Annotated in this window: 18 protein-coding genes; 6 read left to right on the top strand and 12 right to left on the bottom strand. The window is 34.2% G+C overall.

The window, feature by feature from the left end; genetic code table 11:
• On the top strand, positions 1-403 hold a 403-nt coding region (locus tag ACKI42_RS04090), incomplete at its 5' end, for a ribosomal RNA small subunit methyltransferase A (protein WP_407402723.1).
• Between the two features lie 62 nt (positions 404-465).
• On the opposite strand, the gene ACKI42_RS04085 is transcribed toward ACKI42_RS04090, so the two are convergent.
• The 7 genes from ACKI42_RS04085 to ACKI42_RS04055 form a co-directional block, all read right to left on the bottom strand.
• Positions 466-2,829, bottom strand: coding sequence for a choice-of-anchor L domain-containing protein (locus ACKI42_RS04085; protein WP_407402721.1), 2,364 nt, complete (start codon positions 2,827-2,829; stop codon positions 466-468).
• A gap of 323 nt (positions 2,830-3,152) precedes the next feature.
• Complete coding sequence (locus ACKI42_RS04080; RefSeq protein WP_407402719.1) at positions 3,153-6,752, bottom strand: choice-of-anchor L domain-containing protein; 3,600 nt, start codon at positions 6,750-6,752, stop codon at positions 3,153-3,155.
• A gap of 236 nt (positions 6,753-6,988) precedes the next feature.
• A complete protein-coding gene (locus tag ACKI42_RS04075) occupies positions 6,989-7,528 on the bottom strand; it encodes a DUF1003 domain-containing protein (protein WP_407402717.1) in 540 nt (179 codons plus the stop codon).
• A 7-nt stretch (positions 7,529-7,535) separates the two neighbouring features.
• Positions 7,536-8,300, bottom strand: coding sequence for a TIGR02757 family protein (locus ACKI42_RS04070; RefSeq protein ID WP_407402725.1), 765 nt, complete (start codon positions 8,298-8,300; stop codon positions 7,536-7,538).
• A 9-nt stretch (positions 8,301-8,309) separates the two neighbouring features.
• Positions 8,310-9,224, bottom strand: coding sequence for a ribonuclease Z (locus tag ACKI42_RS04065; protein WP_407402715.1), 915 nt, complete (start codon positions 9,222-9,224; stop codon positions 8,310-8,312).
• 65 nt (positions 9,225-9,289) lie between these two features.
• Positions 9,290-9,868 carry an RdgB/HAM1 family non-canonical purine NTP pyrophosphatase gene (rdgB, locus tag ACKI42_RS04060; RefSeq protein ID WP_407402713.1) on the bottom strand — a complete coding sequence of 193 codons (579 nt, stop codon included), beginning with the start codon at positions 9,866-9,868 and terminating at the stop codon, positions 9,290-9,292.
• Positions 9,869-9,887: 19 nt separating this feature from the next.
• Positions 9,888-10,718: a CPBP family intramembrane glutamic endopeptidase gene (locus tag ACKI42_RS04055; RefSeq protein ID WP_407402711.1), complete on the bottom strand. Its 831-nt coding sequence runs from the start codon at positions 10,716-10,718 to the stop codon at positions 9,888-9,890.
• Between the two features lie 139 nt (positions 10,719-10,857).
• Between ACKI42_RS04055 and ACKI42_RS04050 the strand changes: the two genes are divergently transcribed.
• A complete protein-coding gene (locus ACKI42_RS04050; RefSeq protein WP_407402709.1) occupies positions 10,858-12,453 on the top strand; it encodes a peptide chain release factor 3 in 1,596 nt (531 codons plus the stop codon).
• 224 nt (positions 12,454-12,677) lie between these two features.
• Complete coding sequence (locus ACKI42_RS04045; protein ID WP_407402707.1) at positions 12,678-13,595, top strand: DUF4349 domain-containing protein; 918 nt, start codon at positions 12,678-12,680, stop codon at positions 13,593-13,595.
• Between the two features lie 48 nt (positions 13,596-13,643).
• Here the strand turns inward: ACKI42_RS04045 and ACKI42_RS04040 are convergent, their stop codons facing one another.
• Positions 13,644-14,009, bottom strand: a complete 366-nt coding sequence (locus ACKI42_RS04040; protein WP_407402705.1) for a hypothetical protein — start codon at positions 14,007-14,009, stop codon at positions 13,644-13,646.
• Positions 14,010-14,051: 42 nt separating this feature from the next.
• Entirely contained in the window at positions 14,052-15,191 is a 1,140-nt protein-coding gene (locus ACKI42_RS04035; protein WP_407402703.1) for an acyl-CoA dehydrogenase, read from the bottom strand.
• A 149-nt stretch (positions 15,192-15,340) separates the two neighbouring features.
• Between ACKI42_RS04035 and ACKI42_RS04030 the strand changes: the two genes are divergently transcribed.
• Positions 15,341-17,119, top strand: a complete 1,779-nt coding sequence (locus tag ACKI42_RS04030; protein ID WP_407402701.1) for an AMP-dependent synthetase/ligase — start codon at positions 15,341-15,343, stop codon at positions 17,117-17,119.
• Positions 17,120-17,178: 59 nt separating this feature from the next.
• On the opposite strand, the gene ACKI42_RS04025 is transcribed toward ACKI42_RS04030, so the two are convergent.
• Positions 17,179-17,958, bottom strand: a complete 780-nt coding sequence (locus ACKI42_RS04025) for a zinc ribbon domain-containing protein (protein ID WP_407402699.1) — start codon at positions 17,956-17,958, stop codon at positions 17,179-17,181.
• Positions 17,959-17,960: 2 nt separating this feature from the next.
• Positions 17,961-19,058, bottom strand: a complete 1,098-nt coding sequence (locus ACKI42_RS04020; protein WP_407402697.1) for a Nif3-like dinuclear metal center hexameric protein — start codon at positions 19,056-19,058, stop codon at positions 17,961-17,963.
• A 61-nt stretch (positions 19,059-19,119) separates the two neighbouring features.
• On the opposite strand from ACKI42_RS04020, the gene ACKI42_RS04015 reads away from it, so the two are divergent.
• Positions 19,120-19,953: an ion transporter gene (locus ACKI42_RS04015; protein ID WP_407402695.1), complete on the top strand. Its 834-nt coding sequence runs from the start codon at positions 19,120-19,122 to the stop codon at positions 19,951-19,953.
• 108 nt (positions 19,954-20,061) lie between these two features.
• On the top strand, positions 20,062-20,223 hold the full coding sequence (locus ACKI42_RS04010; protein ID WP_407402693.1) for a hypothetical protein: 162 nt from the start codon (positions 20,062-20,064) through the stop codon (positions 20,221-20,223).
• Between the two features lie 74 nt (positions 20,224-20,297).
• Here the strand turns inward: ACKI42_RS04010 and ACKI42_RS04005 are convergent, their stop codons facing one another.
• On the bottom strand, positions 20,298-21,887 hold the full coding sequence (locus ACKI42_RS04005) for a GEVED domain-containing protein (protein WP_407402691.1): 1,590 nt from the start codon (positions 21,885-21,887) through the stop codon (positions 20,298-20,300).
• Between the last annotated feature and the right edge of the window lie 663 nt (positions 21,888-22,550).

The raw sequence follows: 22,550 nt of genomic DNA, 5'->3' as shown, positions 1-22,550 counted from the left end.
ACCAGAAATGGTAGGTATGTTTCAGAAAGAAGTGGCACAAAGAACAGCTGCTGTGCCAAGAACAAAAGAGTATGGAATCCTTTCTGTATTGGTACAAGCCTACTATGATGTAGAGTACTTATTTACTGTTCATGAGAATGTATTTAATCCCCCACCAAAAGTAAAATCTGGGGTGATAAAGCTGACTAGAAATCCAAAAGAAGGATTGGTAGGCAATGAAGTTTTATTTAAACAAATTGTTAAGGCCGGCTTCAACCAAAGAAGAAAAAAATTATCCAATTCTCTAAAGGTTCTGAATATACCTGAAGGATTAGCTGGGCACAAATTTTTCGATATAAGAGCTGAAGAACTAAGTATCAAAGACTTTATCTCTTTTACCCAGCAGTGGAAAGACAAACTATAACAACTAAAAGCCTTTCAAGAAAATATTGGAAAGGCTTTTTTATTTCTAAAAGTTGAATTTTATTATTCTCTATTTTTCAACATGATCCATCCCGATCTACTAAAGTTGGTTTTAGATTTATTATATTGGAAATTGAATTTGTACCAATAGGTAGCTGTAGGAAGTCTTTTTCCAAACAAAGTACCATCCCATATCGGATTTTCTTTGGTAAATCTAAACATTACAGAGCCATATCTATCATAGATTTCTCCATCAAAATTATTAAAATTACCTATACCTGAAAGGTTAATTACATCGTTTACTCCATCTTGATTAGGTGTAATTACATTATTGATGTACACAGTAAAAAATTCTAATGTACCCTCACATGTAGTTCCCTTTAACCTCACATGTATGATGTAATTAGTATTATCCGTAAGGTTGCTAAATATATTAGAGTCTTGCCATGTTATCCCATCAATCGAATATTCTAAAGTCCCTTGCACATTATTCACAGATGGATTAGCTGCAGTTATAGTGAGGGTATTATTACTATAGTCCACATTGGTTACAAATGGTGATGCTGCTGCTTGCACTTTTACAGTGAACATTTTTTCACAAATCCCATTATCTATAATTACCGTATAAATTCCTAATTCTGTTGCAATAATTGTTTGGGTAGTTGCTCCTGTACTCCATAAGTAAGTATAGTTGTTTCCAGCGCCAGCATTCAAAGTTACTCTATCTCCAATACACATTTCTACATCTAATAGTGGAGAGGTAATTTCTGGTATTACTTCAACTGTTACAGTAGCGGGTTGAAGAGATTTACATCCCTTTGGTCCAAGTGCATATACTGTAAATGTAGTTGTTTGGTGTAGCGTTACGGTTTGTGTATTTCCAGATCCCGAGAAGTTATTCCATTGGTAAGTTGTTCCTCCTGTAGAAGTAAGCGTTACAGATTCGCCAGCACAGATTCTTCCACTAGAAGCAGATAATTGCGCAATAGGAGTTGTTTCCTTTTGAATAGTTAAAACAACCATCTTACTACAAAAAATGCCATCAGATACTACTACATACAACAGCTGTCCATCATTTCCATTGAAATTGGATACATTAGTGATATAATTATTATTTTGTGCTAATGCATCTGCTTGATTAACATAAAATTGAAAAATAGCATTCGTATTAGGACTTATGAGTGGCTTGGTAGCATTTAGATCAAAAGTGGTAATGTCTGGTGTACTACAAAGTAAAAAAGTAGCATCTTGTGCTAAGGGTGTGGTACCTCCATGAATCTCAATAGTAGCAGTACCAGGGCAAGAGTTCCCAGGCACGCTTACTTCTATAGTATATGTTCCTGGCTCAATTGCGGTAATAGAATTTGTAGTTGCACCGGGTACCAAAGCACCATTATAATACCATTGATACGTCATAATAGGATCATTTACAGAGGCTGTAAGTACTGTAGGAACTTTATCGCAAACATTGATATCAGAAGGTAATGCTGCTCCATTATTATCCTGTAATTCTACACCAATATTAAAAGATCCACCTTCCAAAAACACGGCAGAATCATAACTACTATCAGTAGCATCTGCTAAAACCAATTTGAAATGATATGCTTGCCCTGGTACTACTGTTGCGGTAGCAGTAAGCGGAATTGTTCTGCCATTAAAATTGGTTTCAACAGCTGCATTATTATATCCACCAAAAAAACTAGGATTTACTGCACCACAACCCAATACAGAACCATCAAATTGAGTTGCGGGACGGATATTAGTAACACTTACAGGTCCTGCTCCACCAGGTAGAATAGCCATATTCACATAAGGTCCACCTGCTACTGGTTTTAGCAATAAAGCAAATGCATCGGAAAAACTGCATGGGAAAGTGCCAGTGTATTCTTCTGAGGCGAATAAGTAATTAAACTTAACTTGACTAGAAGTAGGTACAAAGTCAAATTCTAAGATAACAGCATCATTCAATGACGTTCCAGGAGATGTAGCAGCCACCAAATCGGGATCACTACCAGTAGGCAAATTATCTCCTAAGGTACTGCTCACGAATATATTACCTGATTTTGAAACGTGTCCTGTAGATAAAACAATACCGTCCTTAAATGGAAATGTGGTATCAGCACGATGGAAATATCCCCAAGATCTATTGGCATTACTTACAGACAAGTTCGGACTTACTTGCACGTTGGAAACATTAGGCGTTAGACAAGTATTGGTACCCGATGAAATAAGTACATCTTTTACCAATTGCAACGGTGTAAATCCGGATTCTGGATAAGGGGCAACATTGACGTCAATAAAAGATCCTGCTTTTTTTGAGGCAACTGAGGCCACTTCTTTTTGTGGTAATCGTACACCTTTGTTTTGAGAATGATAACAATTGGACCCAAAGATTCCAATTGATAATAACAGCACAATTTTTCTCATTGATTGATTTTTGAAAATTTCAGTATTTTTAAAGTAAATTTAAATTATAATTTTAATTTATTGCAAAATTTTACATTTTAAAAACAAATTTATACAAAAAAATAAATATTCCACATTATATGGGATTTTAAATAAAGAATAATAATCTGCAATATTTTAATAATCAAACAAATCTATCTGCATATTTTAGAACGTTGCAGTAAAATCGTTTACATAATATAAAAATAGCTGAAAAGGAAGTTTATTTTACAAAAAAAAGCCTTTCAAGAGGTTTGAAAGGCTTTTCTATTTTTCACATCATTATTAAAGGAATTATTGGATCGTTAGTTTCTATTTTTTAGCAAGATCCATCCAGAGCGAAGTTCTAATTTTTTGCTCGCTGGATTTTCCCATTGTACTCTATACCAATAAGTAGCCGTTGGAAGATTGATGCCTTTAAGAGAACCATTCCAAATGGTGTTAGATTTACTTGCTTTAAAGAGTTCGGCACCATAACGATCAAATATAGAGGCAGCGAAATTATTGTACTTGCTAATTCCTGTGAAGTCTACATAATCATTATGTCCATCTGCGTTTGGAGTAATGGCATTGTTCAATGCAAAAGTAAAATACTCTAGAGAAGTTCCACATTCTGCATCTTTTAGTCTAACCATTAGATGATAATCAAGATTATTCAAGGCATTATAAAAAACATTAGAAAGTTGCCATGTAACTCCACCATCATTAGAATATTCTAAAACCCCGCCTGATGGGTTAGTTGTAGTAACCGTGAGAACGTGATTATCGTATGAAACATTAGTAAACTGAGGTAAAATAGGATTAAGTAATTGAGCTGTAAATACTCTGGAACAAATTCCATTGCTAATTGTTACATTATATGAACCTGGAATATTGGTAGAAATAGTCTGGGTTGTTGCTCCATTACTCCATAGGTACTCGTAGTTAGGGCCTGCACCTGCATCCAAAATACCTGTATTTCCCGCACAAACTGAAACATCTTGTAAAGTGGATACTATTGCAGGTACCACTTCAATTATAATACTAGCAGCAACACCAGATACACAACCATTACCACCCAACGCATATACCGAATAAGTAGTGGTAGATGTAGGATTAACAATTTGAGTATTTCCTGTACCTGATAGACCAACCCAATTGTAAGTAAAACCTCCACTTGCAGTGAGTGTTACTGGATCTCCCGCACAAATTTTAATAGCAGATGCCGTAATAGAAGCTGTGGGAGGGCCAACAACAATAGTAATGGTAGCATTAGTAACAGAGGTACATCCATTAGCACCAATACCCGAAACCGTATAGGTGGTTGTGGTAGCGGGAGAAACAACTTGTGTATTCCCTGTTCCGGGCAAAGTTCCCCAATTATAAGTAACAGCGCCAGAAGCAGTAAGTGTTACAGACTCACCTGGGCAAATCTGCATAATGTTTGAAGTTACAGTAACTACTGGAGATACTTTATCTTGTGTAACGGTAACATTAGCGGTATATATACAGGGCAAATTTGATGGTGCTGTAGTAGTAGTAATTGTTATTGTATAAACTCCACCAGCACTTACAACAGGCGTTAAAGAATTAGCTCCAGAAACAATAGTACCACCAGCCGTTGTCCATGCGATTGTAGCACCTGTAGGTACAGTAGAACCCGAAGCATTAAGCGTTATCTGAGGAGTTGTGCAAGTAATAGTCTGAGGAGTAGCAATTGTAATATTAGTAGCTGCTGTAGCTTGTAATTGCAAATTGGCTACATATCTACATCCACCATTACTTATCAAAACATAGATCGTTTGGTTTCCATTACTTACATAAGCCGTCGGGTTCGCAATTGTATTGTTGTTACCCGCATTTGCATCTGCTAAATTTTGATAATAACTGAATGTAATGCCAGTCGCTGTGCTCATCTGCCCTTGTACGGAGGTAAGATCAAAAGGAGTTCCTCCTTGTACATAGCACTTTAATATGCTAGCATTTTGCACAGTGAATGGTTGTCTTACTTCTATAGTTTGTGTTGCACTGGTAAGAGATAAACAACCATTGGCTCCAACTGCCGTTACTGTATAGGTAGTAGTTGTAGTAGGTGATACTGTTTGTGTACTTCCTGTACCAGGTAAACCTACCCAATTATATGTAACACCTCCAGAGCCTGTAAGAATTACAGATTCTCCACTACAAATAATAATTTTGCTTGCCGAAAGTCCTGTTGTAGGTGGGGCACTATCTCCTACTATCGTAATATTAGCCGTTGCAGTACAAGAAAGATTTCCTGGCTGGTAGGTATTGGATATTGTTAAAGTATATACTCCAGCATTATTAATTATAGGATTCAGAGTATTTCCTCCAGAAACTATATTTCCTCCAGTTGTTGTCCAAGCGAATGTAGATCCTGCGGGATAAACAGATGAAGAAGCATTCAGAGTAATTTGAGAATTCAGACAAGTAAGCGCTGCTGCTGGTGCAATGGTAGCAGTAATTTGAGGTGCTTTTATCAACTGTAATTCTGCTACTCTAGAACAAAATCCGTTTTTCACTAAAACATAAATTATTTGATTACCTGTACTTGAGAAAGTAGCAGGAGTAGCTATAGTGCTTGCATTGCCCGCCAATGCGTCTGCCTGATTGAGATAATATGAAAAAGTAACTCCAGGAGTTGTACTTATAGAGTTTTGAGCAGTTGGTAAATTGAACATTACATTTCCTGCACCATAACAACTTGTTAAAGTGGCATTTTGTACAGTAGGAGAAGTTCCTCCCACAATGGTAACACTTGCACTTCCAGGGCACGAATTTCCTAATACTGTAACTTCTATAGTATAAATTCCTGGTAATGAGGTAATGTGCGTACTAGAAGTAGCACCCGGAATTGGAGTACCATTAAACAACCACTGATAAGTGACATCTGGAGATTGTACGGATGCAGTAAGAGTTTGCTGTGCATTATCACATACATTGATGCTTGCGGGCAATTGTACACCAGTAGGACCTTGGATCTGAACTCCAACATCAAAGGAACCCGCTTCCAAAAATACTCCAGAATCATAGGCAGCATCTTGAAAATCTGCTAAAACCATTTTAATACGATAAGTTTGCCCAGGTATTACAGTTGCTCTAGCAGTTAATGGGATTGTTCTACCGCTAAAGTTAGTTTCTACAGTGGCGTTATTATAACCTGCGAAATAACTGGCATTAAGTGCTCCACAGCTAAGCGTATTTCCTCCAAATTCTGTACTAGGACGTATATTTCTCACACTTACAGGTGCACCATTAGGCAGCACAGCTAAGTTAGTGTAGGTAGGATCACCTACTTTTTTTAGCAGTAATGCAAATCCATCTCCAATGGTACAAGGGTAGTTACCATCATATTCTTCTGATGCAAACAAGTATCTAAATTTCACTTCCGTAGCTACTGGTACAAAATCGAATTCAATAAAAGTAGCATCTTTTAGATTTGCGTTATTATAATTGAGTGCTGCAGCAAGATCTACATCACCTTGCACTGCTACTCCATCGCTCAATTGTCCAGATTGGAAAGTATTTCCTGCTTTTCTAGCATGGCCTGTAGTAAGAAGTATACCTTTGGCGAAAGGAAAATTAGTAGTTCCCTTATTGAAGAATCCCCAAGTTCTTGTCGCATCATTTGTCGCAAGATTGGGCGATACCGCAATATTGCTTACATTAGCTGTGGAACAAGCAGAACCGCCCGCAATTAAGACATCTTTTACGAGTTGGCTAATACTGTATGAAGACTCAGGATAGTTGGTCGTATTTACATCTATAAAATTCCCTGCTTTCTTAGATTCAATTGTTCCCTTCTGGAATTTTGTAGTCCCCATTCTATCTTGTGCGTGGCCAAAATTTCCAAAAAGAGCTAATAGTAAAGCCAAAAATACACTTCTTGCACTTTTATTTAACATTTTTTATTGTTTTGAACAAAATTACTATTTTTTTTTGTTTAAAGTAAAATCAAAACAGGATAAATAATCTCAGTAATTTTAACAATAACAATAATACAGCAACGATTTCACAAAAAAATAGACCAACAATTAGTTAGTCTATCTATTTTATATCTGTATTACCAATTAAATTCTAAAATCCTGTCCCCATTTGATGCTGTTATAAATTTAATATTATTTTAAAAACTAAAAAATTACTAATCATTCGTCAGTTCATCAATTTTACTTTGAAGTTCATTGATTCTGTCTTTCAAAAACTTTATTTCAGTTTTATTGATGCTTACATTGCTTTTCAGGATTACATTTTTAGCTCTATCGCTATGGTCTTCGTCATCTTCGTCTTCATTTATTTCTTCTATGTCTTCTTGGATATCCTCTATGTCTTCTGTAATTTCTTCTATATCCTCACTGATTTCTTCAATGTCTTCGCTGATCTCCTCTATGTCTTCTTGGATATCCTCAATGTCTTCTTGGATATCTTCTATTTTCTCGTGGCTTCTATTTACAGCCATTTGGATAAATATAGAAAGGTAAATTGCTTCTAATGATAAAACCGTAGTCAAAATAAGTAGCATTTTGTCAAAAGATACTACCCCTAACAACGGTAATGAAAATGATACTATGAAAATAACAGTATGCGCAATGACCGAAGGTATAGAACCTACCCACCACGTCAGTTTATCTGCAATCTTTTCCAGATATTTTATCTTCTCCTCTCTCTCTTTATCTCTTGCCATGATAGTTTTATAATTCTTTTGTTACCCCTAATCCAAATAAGGCAAAATCGTATTTTGCAGGATCGTATTTATCCAATTTTCTCACCACTTCATCCAATAGCGCTACTGTTTTCCAATCATTTTGCGTACGAGTAATCAGTCCCAGTTTTCTAGATATATTACCTGTATGCACATCTAATGGTATCGAAAGATGACATGCATCAATGTTTTCCCAAATACCAAAATCTACGCCACGATTATCTTTTCTCACCATCCATCTCAAAAACATCATTATTCTTTTTGCAGAAGAATTTTTGTAAGGTGAACTCACGTGTTTATGCGTTCTATGTTTTTCTGATCCTATAAACGCAGTTCTAAATCTTTCTATAGAATGGTAAAAATTATATTCACCTTCATTAATAATAAATAAACTTTCTAGACTTTCATTTTCTTTATAAATTCTATTAAATTGTTTAATAAAAAATGTAAAATCTTCTCCATTAAAAGTTCTATGTACACTATGATTTTTTATGGATTCTAAATCTTTTTCCGAATAATTGAGCACAAAATCATAAGGAGAATTCCCCATGATATTTAGCATTTTTTCAGCAGACTTAATAATCGACTTTCTATTTCCCCAAGAGATTGTTGCAGCCAAAAAACCAGCAATTTCTATATCTTGTTGTAAAGAAAAACGATGCGGAATCTGTATAGGATCGTTCTCTATAAAATCTATTGTATTATAGAGATCTGCCTTCTCATCCAAAAATGATTTTAGCTCTTTAAAATTCAACATTTTCAATTAAAATTTTACTACCTCCAATGCCTTCGGTAAAAAAGTATTTGGAAATATTTCCCTTGCTTCATCTGTAAACACAGATAAATCCCCATATCGGTTAGAAAAATGTCCTAAAATTAATTTCCCAACTTCCGCTTGTTGCGCAATTATCGCAGCTTCTAAAGCAGTAGAATGTCCTGTGTAATCTGCCATCTCTTTCAAGTCGTGTAAAAATGTAGATTCATGATAAAGTACTGTTACGTTTTTAATGATAGGGATCACTGATTCCAAATATCTAGTATCACTACAGAATGCGTAAGATACGGGCGCAGAAGGTTCCGTAGTTAACACCTCATTTTTCAGAATATAGCCGTCACTCAACTCGAAATCTTTACCTGATTTGATGTTATGATAATCGCAAGTTTCAATCTCAGGATATTTGGTAATTTCCTTCATATTGAGATGCTTATCTTTCTTTTTTTCTTTAAACAAATAACCATTACAATAGATCCTATGATCCAATGGTATGGTATAAACTTCTACTCTATTGTCCTCGAATATTTTTTCAGATTCTTTGCTTTGCAACTCATGGTAAACCACTTCAAAACCTCGATGTGTCTCTGTAATGTTAAAGATTGTTTCTAGCATTTTTTTTATGCCCTTCGGACCATACACATGCAGAGGAACATCTCTTCCCAAAAGCCTGAATGACGCAATAAGGCCTGGCAAACCAAAACAATGGTCGCCATGCAAGTGCGAGATGAATATATGATTGATCCTAGAAAATCTTGCTTTAGCTTTTCTCAGTTGCACTTGTGTGCCTTCGCCACAATCTATCAAAAAACTTCTTTCCTCCATCTCCAAAAGTTGTGATGTAGGAGAAGTATTAACCGTAGGAATTGCAGAGTTGAAGCCTAAAATTGTTAAGTAAGTACTCAAATTATTTTTGTATTAAGGTAAATGTATTGCAGAAATTCAATTTGTGGGATAAAAAATCTCTGTTATTATTTGTTTTCTGAATGAAGGTATTTCAAAAACAAATCTAATGCTTTTTTACGATGACTCATTTTGTTTTTATCTTCAGGATCTATTTCTGCAAAAGTGAAATCATATCCTTCTGGTACAAATATTGGATCATATCCAAAGCCTCTGTGCCCTTTGTTTTCATCTAAAATATTTCCATATACACGGCCTTCAAAATACTGAGCTCCACTTTGGTCATAGTAGCAAAGTACAGTGATAAAATAGGCTTTTCTGTTTTCTATTCCTTTTAATTCTTCCAACACTTTAGCCATATTTTTGGCAAAATCATGATCTCCTGCGTAACGTGCAGAGAAAATCCCAGGCCTTCCATCCAAAGCTTCAATTACCAATCCACTATCGTCTCCCAAACTAGAAATTCCTGTTTTTTCAAAGCAATATTTTGCTTTTATCAGTGCATTGGCATTAAAAGAATCTCCATCTTCCACAATCTCTTCATGCAAATTGTAATCCGTAAGACTTTTTACTACAAAGTCAGTTCCCAGTATTTGCTCTATTTCCTCCTTCTTATGTACGTTGTGTGTGGCTACAAGTAATTCCATTTTATTTTTTAATTCTATTTTAAATTTCAGAATAATGTACTTTATATTTTTTTACAAATAAATAATAAAAAAGAGAAAAAAGTACAATTCCTATTGCTAATATTATCCATTCGGAAACCTTAATTGCCTCCGAAAAACTTTCATTTTTAGTATAAAAAATTAAAATTGATGAGCACAAATTATTAAAACCGTGCAACAACATAGGTAATAATAATGATTTTGATTTTTCGTATACCAATCCCAAAACGCATCCTAATAGTACAGCTCCTACAAACTGCCAAGGATTACCGTGAACCAATCCAAAAATAATGGCTGCAAACAAAATGGCTTTCCAAGATTTTACGCCTTTATTCACCAATCCTTTTTGGATAATTCCTCTAAAAATAATTTCCTCAAATATAGGTGCCATAATCACAGCTGTAATTATCATTACTACAGGATTATTGGTGAGTTGACCCATTAACTGAGTAAAAAAATCGTAATACTCTCCAAAGAAAGGTCCAGTAGTTGGAATTTGAGACGTTACAAATTCACCTATAAACATCATTCCCAACATCATTGGAAAAATTAATAAATACGTATAGAAATTGGTTGGTGAAAAATTGAAATTCAATTTTTTATGCGTTGAAGGTCTTACCACAAAAAAATCGAAAAAAGCAATCGATGTTAAGAACACTATAGCATTAGATACCATTAGATACCAATCTTTGTATTGCAAATTTTGCTGAAAAAAATACATACTGATCACGTTGATGATCGCTATAGCCATAGATCCTACTACAAAACCTGAAAGCAAAATAAATCCTCCTAGCCATGTAAATGTAAATTTTGGGTAAATGCTTTTTTCCATATTTGTAGTCCTATTTTTCCAAAAACAAAGATAATTTAATTTAAGAATTTAATCGTAATTTAAAATGAGTTTGTGATTGTAGAAAATAGATTTTTTGTTTTGATTAAAAATCACGATTTTTGCAACTTCAAAATACACTATGTCAGACTTAATAAAAGAAATAGAAAGAAGAAAAACATTCGGAATTATTTCTCACCCCGATGCCGGAAAAACAACACTTACTGAAAAGTTACTACTTTTCGGAGGTGCCATCCAAGAGGCAGGAGCCGTAAAATCGAATAAAATAAAAAAAGGAGCTACCTCCGACTTTATGGAAATTGAAAGACAGAGAGGAATCTCTGTGGCAACTTCTGTATTGGCTTTCGAATATAAAGATCACAAAATAAACATCCTAGATACACCTGGTCACAAGGATTTTGCTGAGGATACCTACAGAACACTTACCGCAGTAGATTCTGTGATAGTGGTGATAGACGTTGCAAAGGGTGTAGAAGAGCAAACCGAAAAATTGGTAAAAGTTTGTAGAATGCGTAACATCCCCATGTTGGTATTCATCAACAAACTAGACCGTGAAGGTAAAGACGCCTTCGATTTGCTAGATGAAGTAGAACAAAAATTAGGATTGCGTGTAGTTCCTTTATCATTACCTATTGGTATGGGAGCAGATTTCCAAGGGATTTATAACATTTGGGAAAACAATATCCAACTTTTCTTGGAAGAGAAGAAACAAAAGGTGGGCGAAGCGATAAAATTTGATGACATCAACGATTCTACAATTGATGAAATCATTGGTGCTAAAGCTGCTGAAAACTTAAGAGAAGAATTAGACTTAATACAATCTGTATATCCACCCTTCAGTAGAGAAGAATACATGAATGGAGATTTGCAACCTGTATTTTTTGGATCTGCGCTGAATAATTTTGGTGTAAGAGAATTGTTAGATGCTTTTATCGAGATTGCCCCAATGCCTCAACCCAAAGAGAGTACAACACGCGTTGTAAAACCTGAAGAGAATGCCTTTACCGGATTTGTATTTAAAATCCATGCGAATATGGATCCTAAACATAGAGACCGTCTTGCCTTTATTAAAATTGTATCAGGAACATTCAAAAGAAATGAAAATTACTTACTAGTAAGAGAAGGCAAAAAAATGAAGTTTTCTTCTCCCAACGCTTTCTTTGCAGACAAAAAAGAAATTGTAGACGAGAGTTTTCCTGGTGATATCGTAGGATTACACGACACAGGAAATTTCAGAATTGGTGATACTTTGACGGCTGGTGAAAAAATAAACTTCAAGGGAGTACCAAGTTTCTCTCCTGAACATTTCAGATACATTAATAATAATGATCCTTTAAAAGCTAAACAATTGGCAAAAGGGATTGATCAGTTGATGGACGAAGGAGTGGCACAGCTATTTACTTTAGAAATGAACAACAGAAAAATTATTGGTACTGTTGGTGCACTACAGTACGAAGTAATACAATACCGTCTGGAGCATGAATACGGTGCAAAATGTAACTACGAACCATTAGCCATGCACAAGGCATGTTGGGTAGAAGCAGACGAGAAATCTGAAGAGTTCAAAGAATTTGCAAGGTTGAAACAAAGATTTTTGGCAAGAGATAAGTACAACCAATTGGTTTTCTTGGCAGATTCTTCATTCACAATTCATATGACGCAAGAAAAATTCCCGAATGTGAAGTTGCATTTCATTAGTGAATTTAAACAAGATTAATTTTCAATTTAATGATAAAATACAAAAAACCGTTCTTCAAAGAGAAGAACGGTTTTTTGTATTTTATATCGTAAAAATTACTGCCTAAAATTTTGTAAAACAGAAATAATTATTTTACAAATTACTGATTATTAAATACATGAATATTTACGACAATAATACATTCTATTTACAAACAGATATTTGGTACTCGATTTAATTTTACATCAACAAAAATTAACGATATGAAAAAGTATATAGTATTGATTGCTGTTGCTAGCAGCTTGATTATGTGTAAAAAAGGCGAAGCTACATCTTCTGAATTTAAAGATTTGGTCTCATCAGCCGATAGTGTAATTGCTAATAGCAGTTCTACCGTAAATGATATGAGCAATGAAGCCAATGCAATTTTGGATTCTGCTTCTATAAAAATTAAAGATTATCAAAAGACAGGAATTGCTATAAAGGAAGAAATAGAAAAAACTGGGAAAAATCTAGACTCACTATCCCAAGAATTTGCTAAAGCGAAAATTAACTCGAATAATGATGATAAGGATACTTTAGTTCATAAAGATAAACAAGTAGTGGTAAATGTTGCCGCGCCAAAAGTGATCAAAGAAACCAAGGTGATTTATCAAGATCGTGAAGCCACAAAAAAAAGAGAAGTTATTGCACAGGTAGATAAGATGAGGAAATCTGGAGTTGTAGAATTAAATGTAGAAGATGCTGAAATGGCAAAAGAAATTGTATTAGATCAAGTGAAAAAATACGATGGATTTATTAAAAGCGAAAATACCTCTACCAATAATAATGATAAACAGATTTCTTACCTAAAGGTGAAAGTTCCGATTCAGAAATTCGATTATCTTATGGAGGATCTTAGCAACCAAATAGGCGTTGTGCAAAATAAAGGCATTGATATTTTTGGGGAATACTATGATAAAAATACACTTTGTGATATCGAGGTTACGTTATCTAGCGTAGGAAATAATGCTGTTGTACTCGATGATAAAGACTTTGGATCACGTTCATTTGCGGCGCTTTCTTCTGGATGGAATGTGATCACCTCTATCTTTCTTTTTCTACTGCCCATGTGGCCCCTGTATTTGATTGTAGGGATTGCATATTACTTTTATAAAAAGAAAAACGTAAAGAATACATAGTGTAAAATAAAAATCCTTTCAGAGATTATCTGAAAGGATTCTTGTTGATTATTTCATATTCACTACCTTATCAACTACATATTTTGTATTCCCTCGCCAAGGCAAGTTCCCCTTATATTCTTTGTAGTGAAGATCGAAGTTTTTTCCGCTGTTCGATTCTAGTTGTTTGAATATTTCTGGATCTGAAACAGAAAATTCAAATTCATAGCTAGTAACAGAACCCGTTTTATTTCCTCCAAAACCTTCCTGAATCAGCTTGCCTTCATATGTTTTAAAAACATAGCCTTTCTTGATAGCATAATTGAGATATCCTGATTTTACACCTTCTCCGAAGACAAAGAAAAATTTGTACCAAACAAGAACACTTAAAAGTAGTGCTACCACTCCAATAGTAATCCACAAAGATTTTTTCATATATATAGTGTTTAGTGATTTGTTGTCATTAAAAAAATAAATTTATTTTGCGATACTTCTTGAAATTACAATTTTTTGGATCTCTGAAGTCCCCTCATAAATCTGTGTGATCTTTGCATCACGCATCATTCTTTCTACATGGTATTCTTTCACATATCCATATCCACCGTGAATTTGAACTGCTTCAATAGAGGTATCCATTGCCGTTTGAGAAGCGAATAATTTTGCCATTGCTCCACTCTCAGAAATATCTTTACCTGCATCTTTTTCCACTGCAGCTTTGAAACATAGCATTCTTGCAGCCGTAATTTGAGTAGCCATATCTGCTAACTTAAATGCAATTGCTTGGTGATTGATAATTTCAGTTTTAAAAGCTTTTCTTGTTTTTGCATACTTTAAAGCCAATTCGTAAGCTCCAGAAGCGATACCCAATGCTTGAGAAGCAATCCCAATTCTACCACCGTTTAGTACAGCCATTGCAAAATTGAATCCGAAACCATCTTCACCAATTCTGTTTTCTTTTGGTACTTTTACGTTGTTAAAAAGTAAAGAGTGTGTATCACTACCTCTAATTCCCAATTTGTCTTCTTTAGGTCCGATTTCGAAACCTTCCCATCCTCTTTCTACGATAAATGCGTTGATACCTTTGTGCTTTTTCTCAGGATCGGTTTGTGCAATAACGATGTAATAGCTTGCCGTTCCACCATTAGTAATCCAGTTTTTTACACCATTCAACAGATAGTAATCCCCTTTATCTTCTGCAGTAGTTTTTTGTGAAGTTGCATCAGATCCAGCCTCCGGTTCTGATAAAGCAAAAGCTCCTATCACCTGTCCGCTTGCTAATGGAGTTAGATATTTCACTTTTTGGTCTTCTGAGGCGAATTTTTCCAATCCTGCACATACCAAAGAGTTATTTACAGACATCACCACAGCAGCAGAAGCATCTACTTTTGCTATTTCTTCCATTGCTAAAACGTAAGAAACGCTATCCATACCAGCTCCACCATATTTAGGATCAACCATCATTCCTAGAAGACCCATTTCTCCCATCTTTTTTACTTGCTCGGTAGGAAATTTTTGATCGCGGTCTCTCTCGATAACTTCAGGTAATAATTCGTTTTGTGCAAAATCTCTTGCTGCCTGCTGAATCATCAGCTGTTCTTCTGATAAATTAAAGTCCATAAAAAGTAATAATAATTATATGTCCGTAAATTTACACAAATTAGTTAAATCTAGAAAAATTAATTCCCAATTGAAAATTATTTAAAGTTTTAGGCTGTTCTTTCAAAAAAGCTTATATTTAGAATTCTTTATTAAATAGCTAATAAATTATGACAATAAAAAGATTATTCGATATACCTTACCGTGCTTTAGAAAAATTCCCAAAAGAGGATATGTTTGTAACCAAACATCAGGGAGAGTGGGAAAAAACATCAACACAAAAGTTTATCAATCAGGGAAATAAGATCTCCAGAGGATTGTTGAAATTAGGTATAAAACCAGGCGATAAAATAGCGCTGATCACTAGTAATTCTCGTACAGAATGGGCTATCATGGATTTTGGAATTTCACAAATTGGAGTGGTTTCTGTTCCAGTATATCCATCAATCTCTTCGGAAGACTATGAATTTATTTTTTCGAATGCTGAAATAAAATACTGTTTTGTTTCTGATAAAGATCTATTGGCAAAAGTAATGACCATTAAGCATAATGTCCCATCTCTTCAAGGCATCTTTACATTTGATCCTGTAAAAGGAGCAGCCAATTGGAAAGAAATAATTGATCTTGGGGAAGATGATTCTACACAAATTGAAGTAGAAGATTTATCAAAATCAATTAACACTGAAGACATAGCAACACTAATCTATACTTCAGGAACAACAGGTAAACCAAAAGGAGTAATGCTGACACATGAAAATATAGTTTCTAATGTATTGGGGTCTTTATCTAGAATCCCTAGAAGGAAAAATTTAGATTACAAAGATACTCGTATACTAAGCTTCTTACCTATTTGCCATATATTTGAAAGGATGCTGTTTTATCTATTCCAATACAATGGCTTTTCCATATACTTTGCTGAAAGTATAGAAAAAATGGGTGAAAATGTGAAGGAAGTGAAGCCGCATTATATGACGGTAGTCCCAAGATTGGTAGAAAAGGTGTACGACAAGATTTACCATACTGGCTCAACTGCTGGAGGTCTAAAATCAAAAATATTTTTTTGGGCTTTGGATCTTATCAGCAAGAAAAAAGAGGTAACAGCACCTTCCGGATTAAAAGAAATTATTGCGGACAAATTGGTTTTCAAAAAATGGAGAGATGGCTTGGGTGGAGAATTAGTTACTCTAGTATCAGGTTCTGCGGCTTTATCACCTAGACTGAATTTATTATTCCAAAATGCCGGGATACCTATACTTGAAGGCTATGGACTTACCGAAACATCGCCTGTTATATCTGTGAACTCCTTTGGAAAAATGAAAGTAGGCACTGTAGGACATCCATTGGATAATCTAAAGGTTGTCATCCAAGAAGATGGAGAAATTACAGTGAAAGGACCTTCTGTTTTTAAAGGGTATTTTAATAATGAACAGCAGACAAAAGAGTCTTTTACAAATGATGGCTTCTTTAGAACAGGAGATATTGGACATCTAGATAATGAAGGTTTTTTACAAATTACGGATCGAAAGAAAGAAATGTTTAAAACTTCTGGTGGAAAATATATTGCACCTCAAATTATTGAAAATTTAGCCAAATCATCTAAGTTTATAGAGCAAATAATGGTAGTTGGTGATGGTGAGAAAATGCCTTGTGCATTGATACAGCCCGATTTTGAGTTTGCAAAAAGTTGGGCAATGAGAAATAATATATCCATAGGTACTTCCCTACTAGAAATTGCTAGTAGCAAAGAGCTTAAAGAAAGAATAGAAAACGAAATAAGCAATATCAATGAACATCTAGGGAATTGGGAAAAGATTAAAAAGATAGAACTTACTCCAGAAATTTGGACTATAGAATCTGGCTTGGTAACTCCAACGTTGAAGCTGAAGAGGAAAGCCATTAAAGAAAGATTCATAGCACTTTATACTAAAATGTATGAACATAAAGATTAAAAAAAAACCTGATAATTTTTTTTATCAGGTTTTTTTGTGTTTCAAAGAAAATCGAAAAACTAGAATTTAATCACGGATTTCATTTTCTCATCTTCTTCCATTACCAACTCGTCATCTACAAGGATTTTACCTGAGTGCTCATCAATAATTATTTTTTTTCTTTGTGCGATCTCCATTTGCTTTTGTGGAGGTATTGTAAAGAAAGAACCCTTAGGAGCCCCTCTTTCTAATCCTACTACTGCAAGACCTGTAGAGGAGTTATTTCTAATTCTTTGGTAAGAAGCTAATAATCTTTGGTCGATTTTTGAAGCGAATTCCTCAGATTTTTCAATAAGGTAGTTTTCCTCTTTCTGAGTTTCTGCTACCAAACCTTCCAATTCTTCTTTCTTGAACTTCAAGTGATTTTTGAAATCTGCTATTTTAGTGTTTAGCTCATTTAGCGTCTCCTCTTTGTGAGAAATCTTAGCACCATATTCTTTGATTCTTTTTTCAGAAAGTTGAATTTCAAGATCTTGGTATTCAATTTCTTTCCCTAAAGCTTCAAATTCTTTATTGTTTCTTACGTTATCTTGTTGAGATTTGTATTTTTCAATTAGAGATTTTGCATGGTTGATCACTTCATTTTTTGTATTGATTTGATCATTTTGCTCTTTTATCTCAGCATGAAATTTTTCAGCTCTTTTTTCAAGACCTTCAATCTCAATTTCAAGATCTTCAACCTCAATTGGCAATTCTCCTCTCGTGTTTCGGATTTCATCCAATCTAGAATCAATGATTTGTAAATCGTATAAAGCTCTTAATTTTTCTTCAACTGAAATATCGGTGGTGATTTTTGCCATATCTATAGGAAATAATTTACTGGGTTTGTCTTTTCACTAGAATTTAAGATTGCAAATGTACTAAATTTTTGCGACAAAATTTCAAATAATTGTTCACTTACCAATTGCTCGGACTCGTAATGCCCAATGTCGCAAAGTAGCATTTTAGATTCTGCTAAAAAATAATCATGGTATTTCAAATCTCCCGTTAGATAAGCATCACACTTTTGCGCTATTGCAGCTCTTATTCCGCTAGCTCCAGATCCTCCCAAGACTCCTACCCTTTTTATTTTCTTTCCTATAAATTCTGAGTGCTTTATTATATTTAGCTTAAATTTATTTTTAACTAAGGTTAGAAATTCTACTTCGTCCATTTCATTTTCTAACTCACCATACATACCCAGACCTGTCTGTTGATTTTCATTATCTAAACTTACGATCTGATAGGCTACTTCTTCATAATTATGTGCTGCCTTCATAGCTCCAACAATTTTATTTTGTTTGTAACCTTCAAATATCACTTCAATTTTCACCTCATCTGTACATTCTCTTTTACCTTGTTCACCTACAACAGGATCAGAGCCCAAAAGTGGCCTGAAAGTTCCTTTGCCTTCACTTGTATAACTGCATTCGTCGTAAAAACCAATATTGCCTGCACCAGCCTCAAATAGTGCCTTTCTCACTTTTTCTGCATTATCCTTAGGTACTAAAACAGAAATTTGCCTCAGATTATTTTTTTTAGGCTGAAGAATCTTTTGATTTTTTAAATTTAATAGATTACATATCCCTGCATTTACTCCTTTAATATCATTATCAAAAGCGGTATGGATTGCGTAGATAGCAATCTTATTCTCAATAGCTTTTAGAATTGCTCTTTCTACATAGTTTCTCCCTGTGATAGATTTCAACCCCGAAAAAATAATGGGATGGAAACAGACTACCATATTTACCTTTTTCTCTATAGCTTCTTGTATGACATTTTCCAGCGCATCATGGCAAACCAAAATGCCCGTGACTTCTCTGCTATCCAAACCACATAAAAGCCCTACATTATCGAAATCTTCTGCTTGTGGCATCGCAATATGATTCTCAATTTCTGAGATTACTTCACGTATTGTCATTTTATTCTGTAAGTTTGCTACAAAATTAGGGATAATTTAACAATAACATATAACACATCTCATGGAAAGAGAACATTATTATGAACCCGAGGATAAACTGTGGAAACGCTTCCTATACAGAATCATCTATAGATCGGACACCAAGCTAGGGAAGCTATTTGATATTGTACTCCTATCTCTCATTTTTGTAAGTACGGGTATCATTATGATGGAAAGTATACCTGCTCTAGATAAAAAATTTCACATTTATTTTATTATTTTAGAGTGGATTATTTCATTAATGTTTACTACCGAATATGTGATGCGTATTGCAGTTATTAAAAATAAGAAAAACTATATATTCAGCTTTTTTGGGATAATAGATTTTTTGTCTTTGGTTCCTTTTTATCTAAGTTTTTTCTTTCCTTTTACGAAGTATTTTTTGATTTTCAGAATGTTGAGAATGCTAAGGGTTTTCAGGATTTTTAATCTTTTGGATTTCATGAATGATGGATATTTCATCGTTAAAGCCTTAAAAAATAGTTCCCGTAAAATTTATATTTTTTTATTATTTTTAATTATCTTCTCGGTAATTGTTGGTTCTTTAATGTTTATGGTAGAAGGTGGAAGACCAGGTTTTGAAACTATCCCACAATCTATATATTGGGCCGTAGTTACCGTGACAACAGTGGGCTATGGAGACGTATCACCTATTACACCTACAGGAAAATTTTTCGCAGTAATTCTAATGCTTGCTGGTTATTCTATAATTGCTGTACCTACTGGAATAGTAACTGCGGAAATGAGAAATAAAAGACAAAATTTAGAATTGATATGCGAGCGTTGCGGTAATGACGATATAGATGATGATGCTAGATATTGCAAACGGTGTGGAGAAAAACTGCAAATTCTGTAGAGAATTATTTTTTTAATTAAATCAAAATTCAAATTGGAGATAACCCAATCCTTCATGGCAAGGATTTAGCTTTAGAAATGATAACACTTAACCTAAAATAATCACACAATGGACACACAAAACAAAAACAGACCCAACAATTTGGTAATAATTTTATTTGGACTCATCATTCTGGTAGTGGTATTCTACTTTATCATAGTGATGTTTTTCCCAGAGGTATTATCCTTTCTCAATACAGGGTCTTCGCAAACAGTATCTCCAAATAACTAAATTTAAAACTTTCATATATAACAGAAGGGACTCATTAGCGAGTCCCTTCCGTAGTTTTATACAATTAAAGCATTTTATTTTTTTATAGCCTTAATGGTTTGTTTAGAACCATCATTCATAATAAGAACAATCATATACATTCCAGATTTCAATTCAGATAACTGAAGTTGAGAAGATGGATTATCTATCGTTTTTACCACTCTTCCAGCAATATCAATAACAGAAACTGATTTCACCTTTGTAGCGTCTGAAATTGTAAGAACATCAGCAAATGGATTTGGATAAGCTTTGAGATTATTTTTAGAATTAGGTACTTCTGTAGTTGAAAGGTTAGCGGACTCTACTATGAAATTATCTATAAAGAATTCATAATCTTCCGGATCTACGGCAACACCATTACTACCAATAAAAGCAAATACTGTATTTGCACTAGTATACGTTGGTAAATCCAAAATATATGTGCTAGAAGTATTACTTGGACTATTTGAAGTATTCCATGTTTGTAGTACATTCCAAGTAGTGCCCCCATCAGACGAAACTACAAATTGTACATAATCATCTGACCCCATTGCTGATGGGTCTGAATTACTATAATCTGTCACTCCGTAATCGAATTTTACTCTATATCCACCTGCTGATAAATTAAATGCATTTGTTTTTAGCCACCCCACTTCTTCAGTACTCGAAAGTGAATATAAATTTATTTTAGCAGCACCTGTAGAACCCGAATTTAAAAAGCCATCTGCATGCCAATTAGACCCAGCCGTAGTGGATCCAGAAGCTACTGAACCTCCTAATGCTTGGGACCAGCAATTTCCAGGGAAGGTAGAAAAATCGTTCGTATAAGATGGCACTACAGCGCCACAGAGGGTATTAAATTTGGGATAAGACATCCACGCACTTTTATCTGTACTGGTACAGAGGGTTCTAACCCACGCATAATAACTGGTAGAAGGTTGTAAGCCTGTGATATTTTTAGAAGTAGATGTTGCTGGCATATTTCCTGTTGGAACTGCTGACACTGGAGGAGCAGAATTAGTAGTAGAAAGGTAATATTCATAACCTAGACCAACTGTGCTAGTAGGAGCGGTCCAATTGAGAGTTGCAGAGGTAGTAGTGATAGCACTTACATTTGTATTAGAAGGTGCTAAACATGTAGGAGGTGCTCCAATAGTTATCATATAATCATGCGCTTCCCCATAACCGAGTATATTACATGGAATGGGATCATTAAAGAATCTTGTTGCTACCCTCATTCTGTAATTTCCTACTGGCACTGATGAAGGCACAATTATATTACCACTGCTAGTATCTACTCCATTCAAATTTATACTTTGTGTCGTAGACATCGTTTCTGTAGCTCCATCAAAGGAGCCATCATTATTAAAATCTATCCATATTTTTACATGTTGACTACCATAATCATGAGTTATGGTAAATGGATAGGTTAGGCCAGGACTCAAAATTATAAATTGATTTGTAAAATCTCCATAAGATCCAGTAGAGCAGCCCGAGCCTTGATGATTAAAATTGGCGGTTGTCATTTGAAAATTGTCTATCAAATCTCCACCATCACATCCATCATCAAACTCTGGGATACAATAAGTTTGTGCGAAAGCGTTTGCAAAAAGTAAAATGCAGCTTGTAAATAGAATTTTTTTCATATTCTTAATATTTAATAAATTTGTGTTACTAAATTACATTAAATCTTGAAAAAAAATTGTTATTTTTTCATAAATTATTGTAAAATATGAAAAAAGTGACAATTTTACTTATGCTAATAAATAAAATTTATTTTATGCCTTCGAAATTTGTACTACCACATTACAATCCATGAAAATTGTATTTATATAATTTAAGATTCTGAATATCAAATTTAATTTTTTAAATTTTCCAAATTTTAAATTTGTAGGCTCGCCTAAAAATGAAATCTTTTAAAATTTATTGTTAAAAAATATATTTAGCAATACAATGTTGAGAACATAAATAAGTAGTATCCTTCACTAATATTTCCATCATTTTCTAAAGATTCCAAAAGTAGATTTAAGATGTGATTTTTATAGAAATTAGTAAATCGGCTTTTTTATTAAACATAATTTTCTTCCCTCACTAGTACTGGTTATAAGTCCTGCCTTATTTCCAAATTTATAGGTTTTATGTGCTTTCCCTTGCCCATATATTTGGTAAAAGTTTCGTGAATGCTGTTGTTATTCTCCCTATCGTTTCTTTTTTTGCATAAAAAATTTGGTGTAAAGTGGAATTAAATTTTAATAAAATATTCCAAGCTTTTTAATTTAAAAATCGTTTACAACTCTAGAATCAATCTC

Source organism: Chryseobacterium sp. (assembly GCF_045629545.1).
Classification (GTDB): domain Bacteria; phylum Bacteroidota; class Bacteroidia; order Flavobacteriales; family Weeksellaceae; genus Chryseobacterium.
This window is presented reverse-complemented; position numbering and strand designations above follow the sequence as displayed.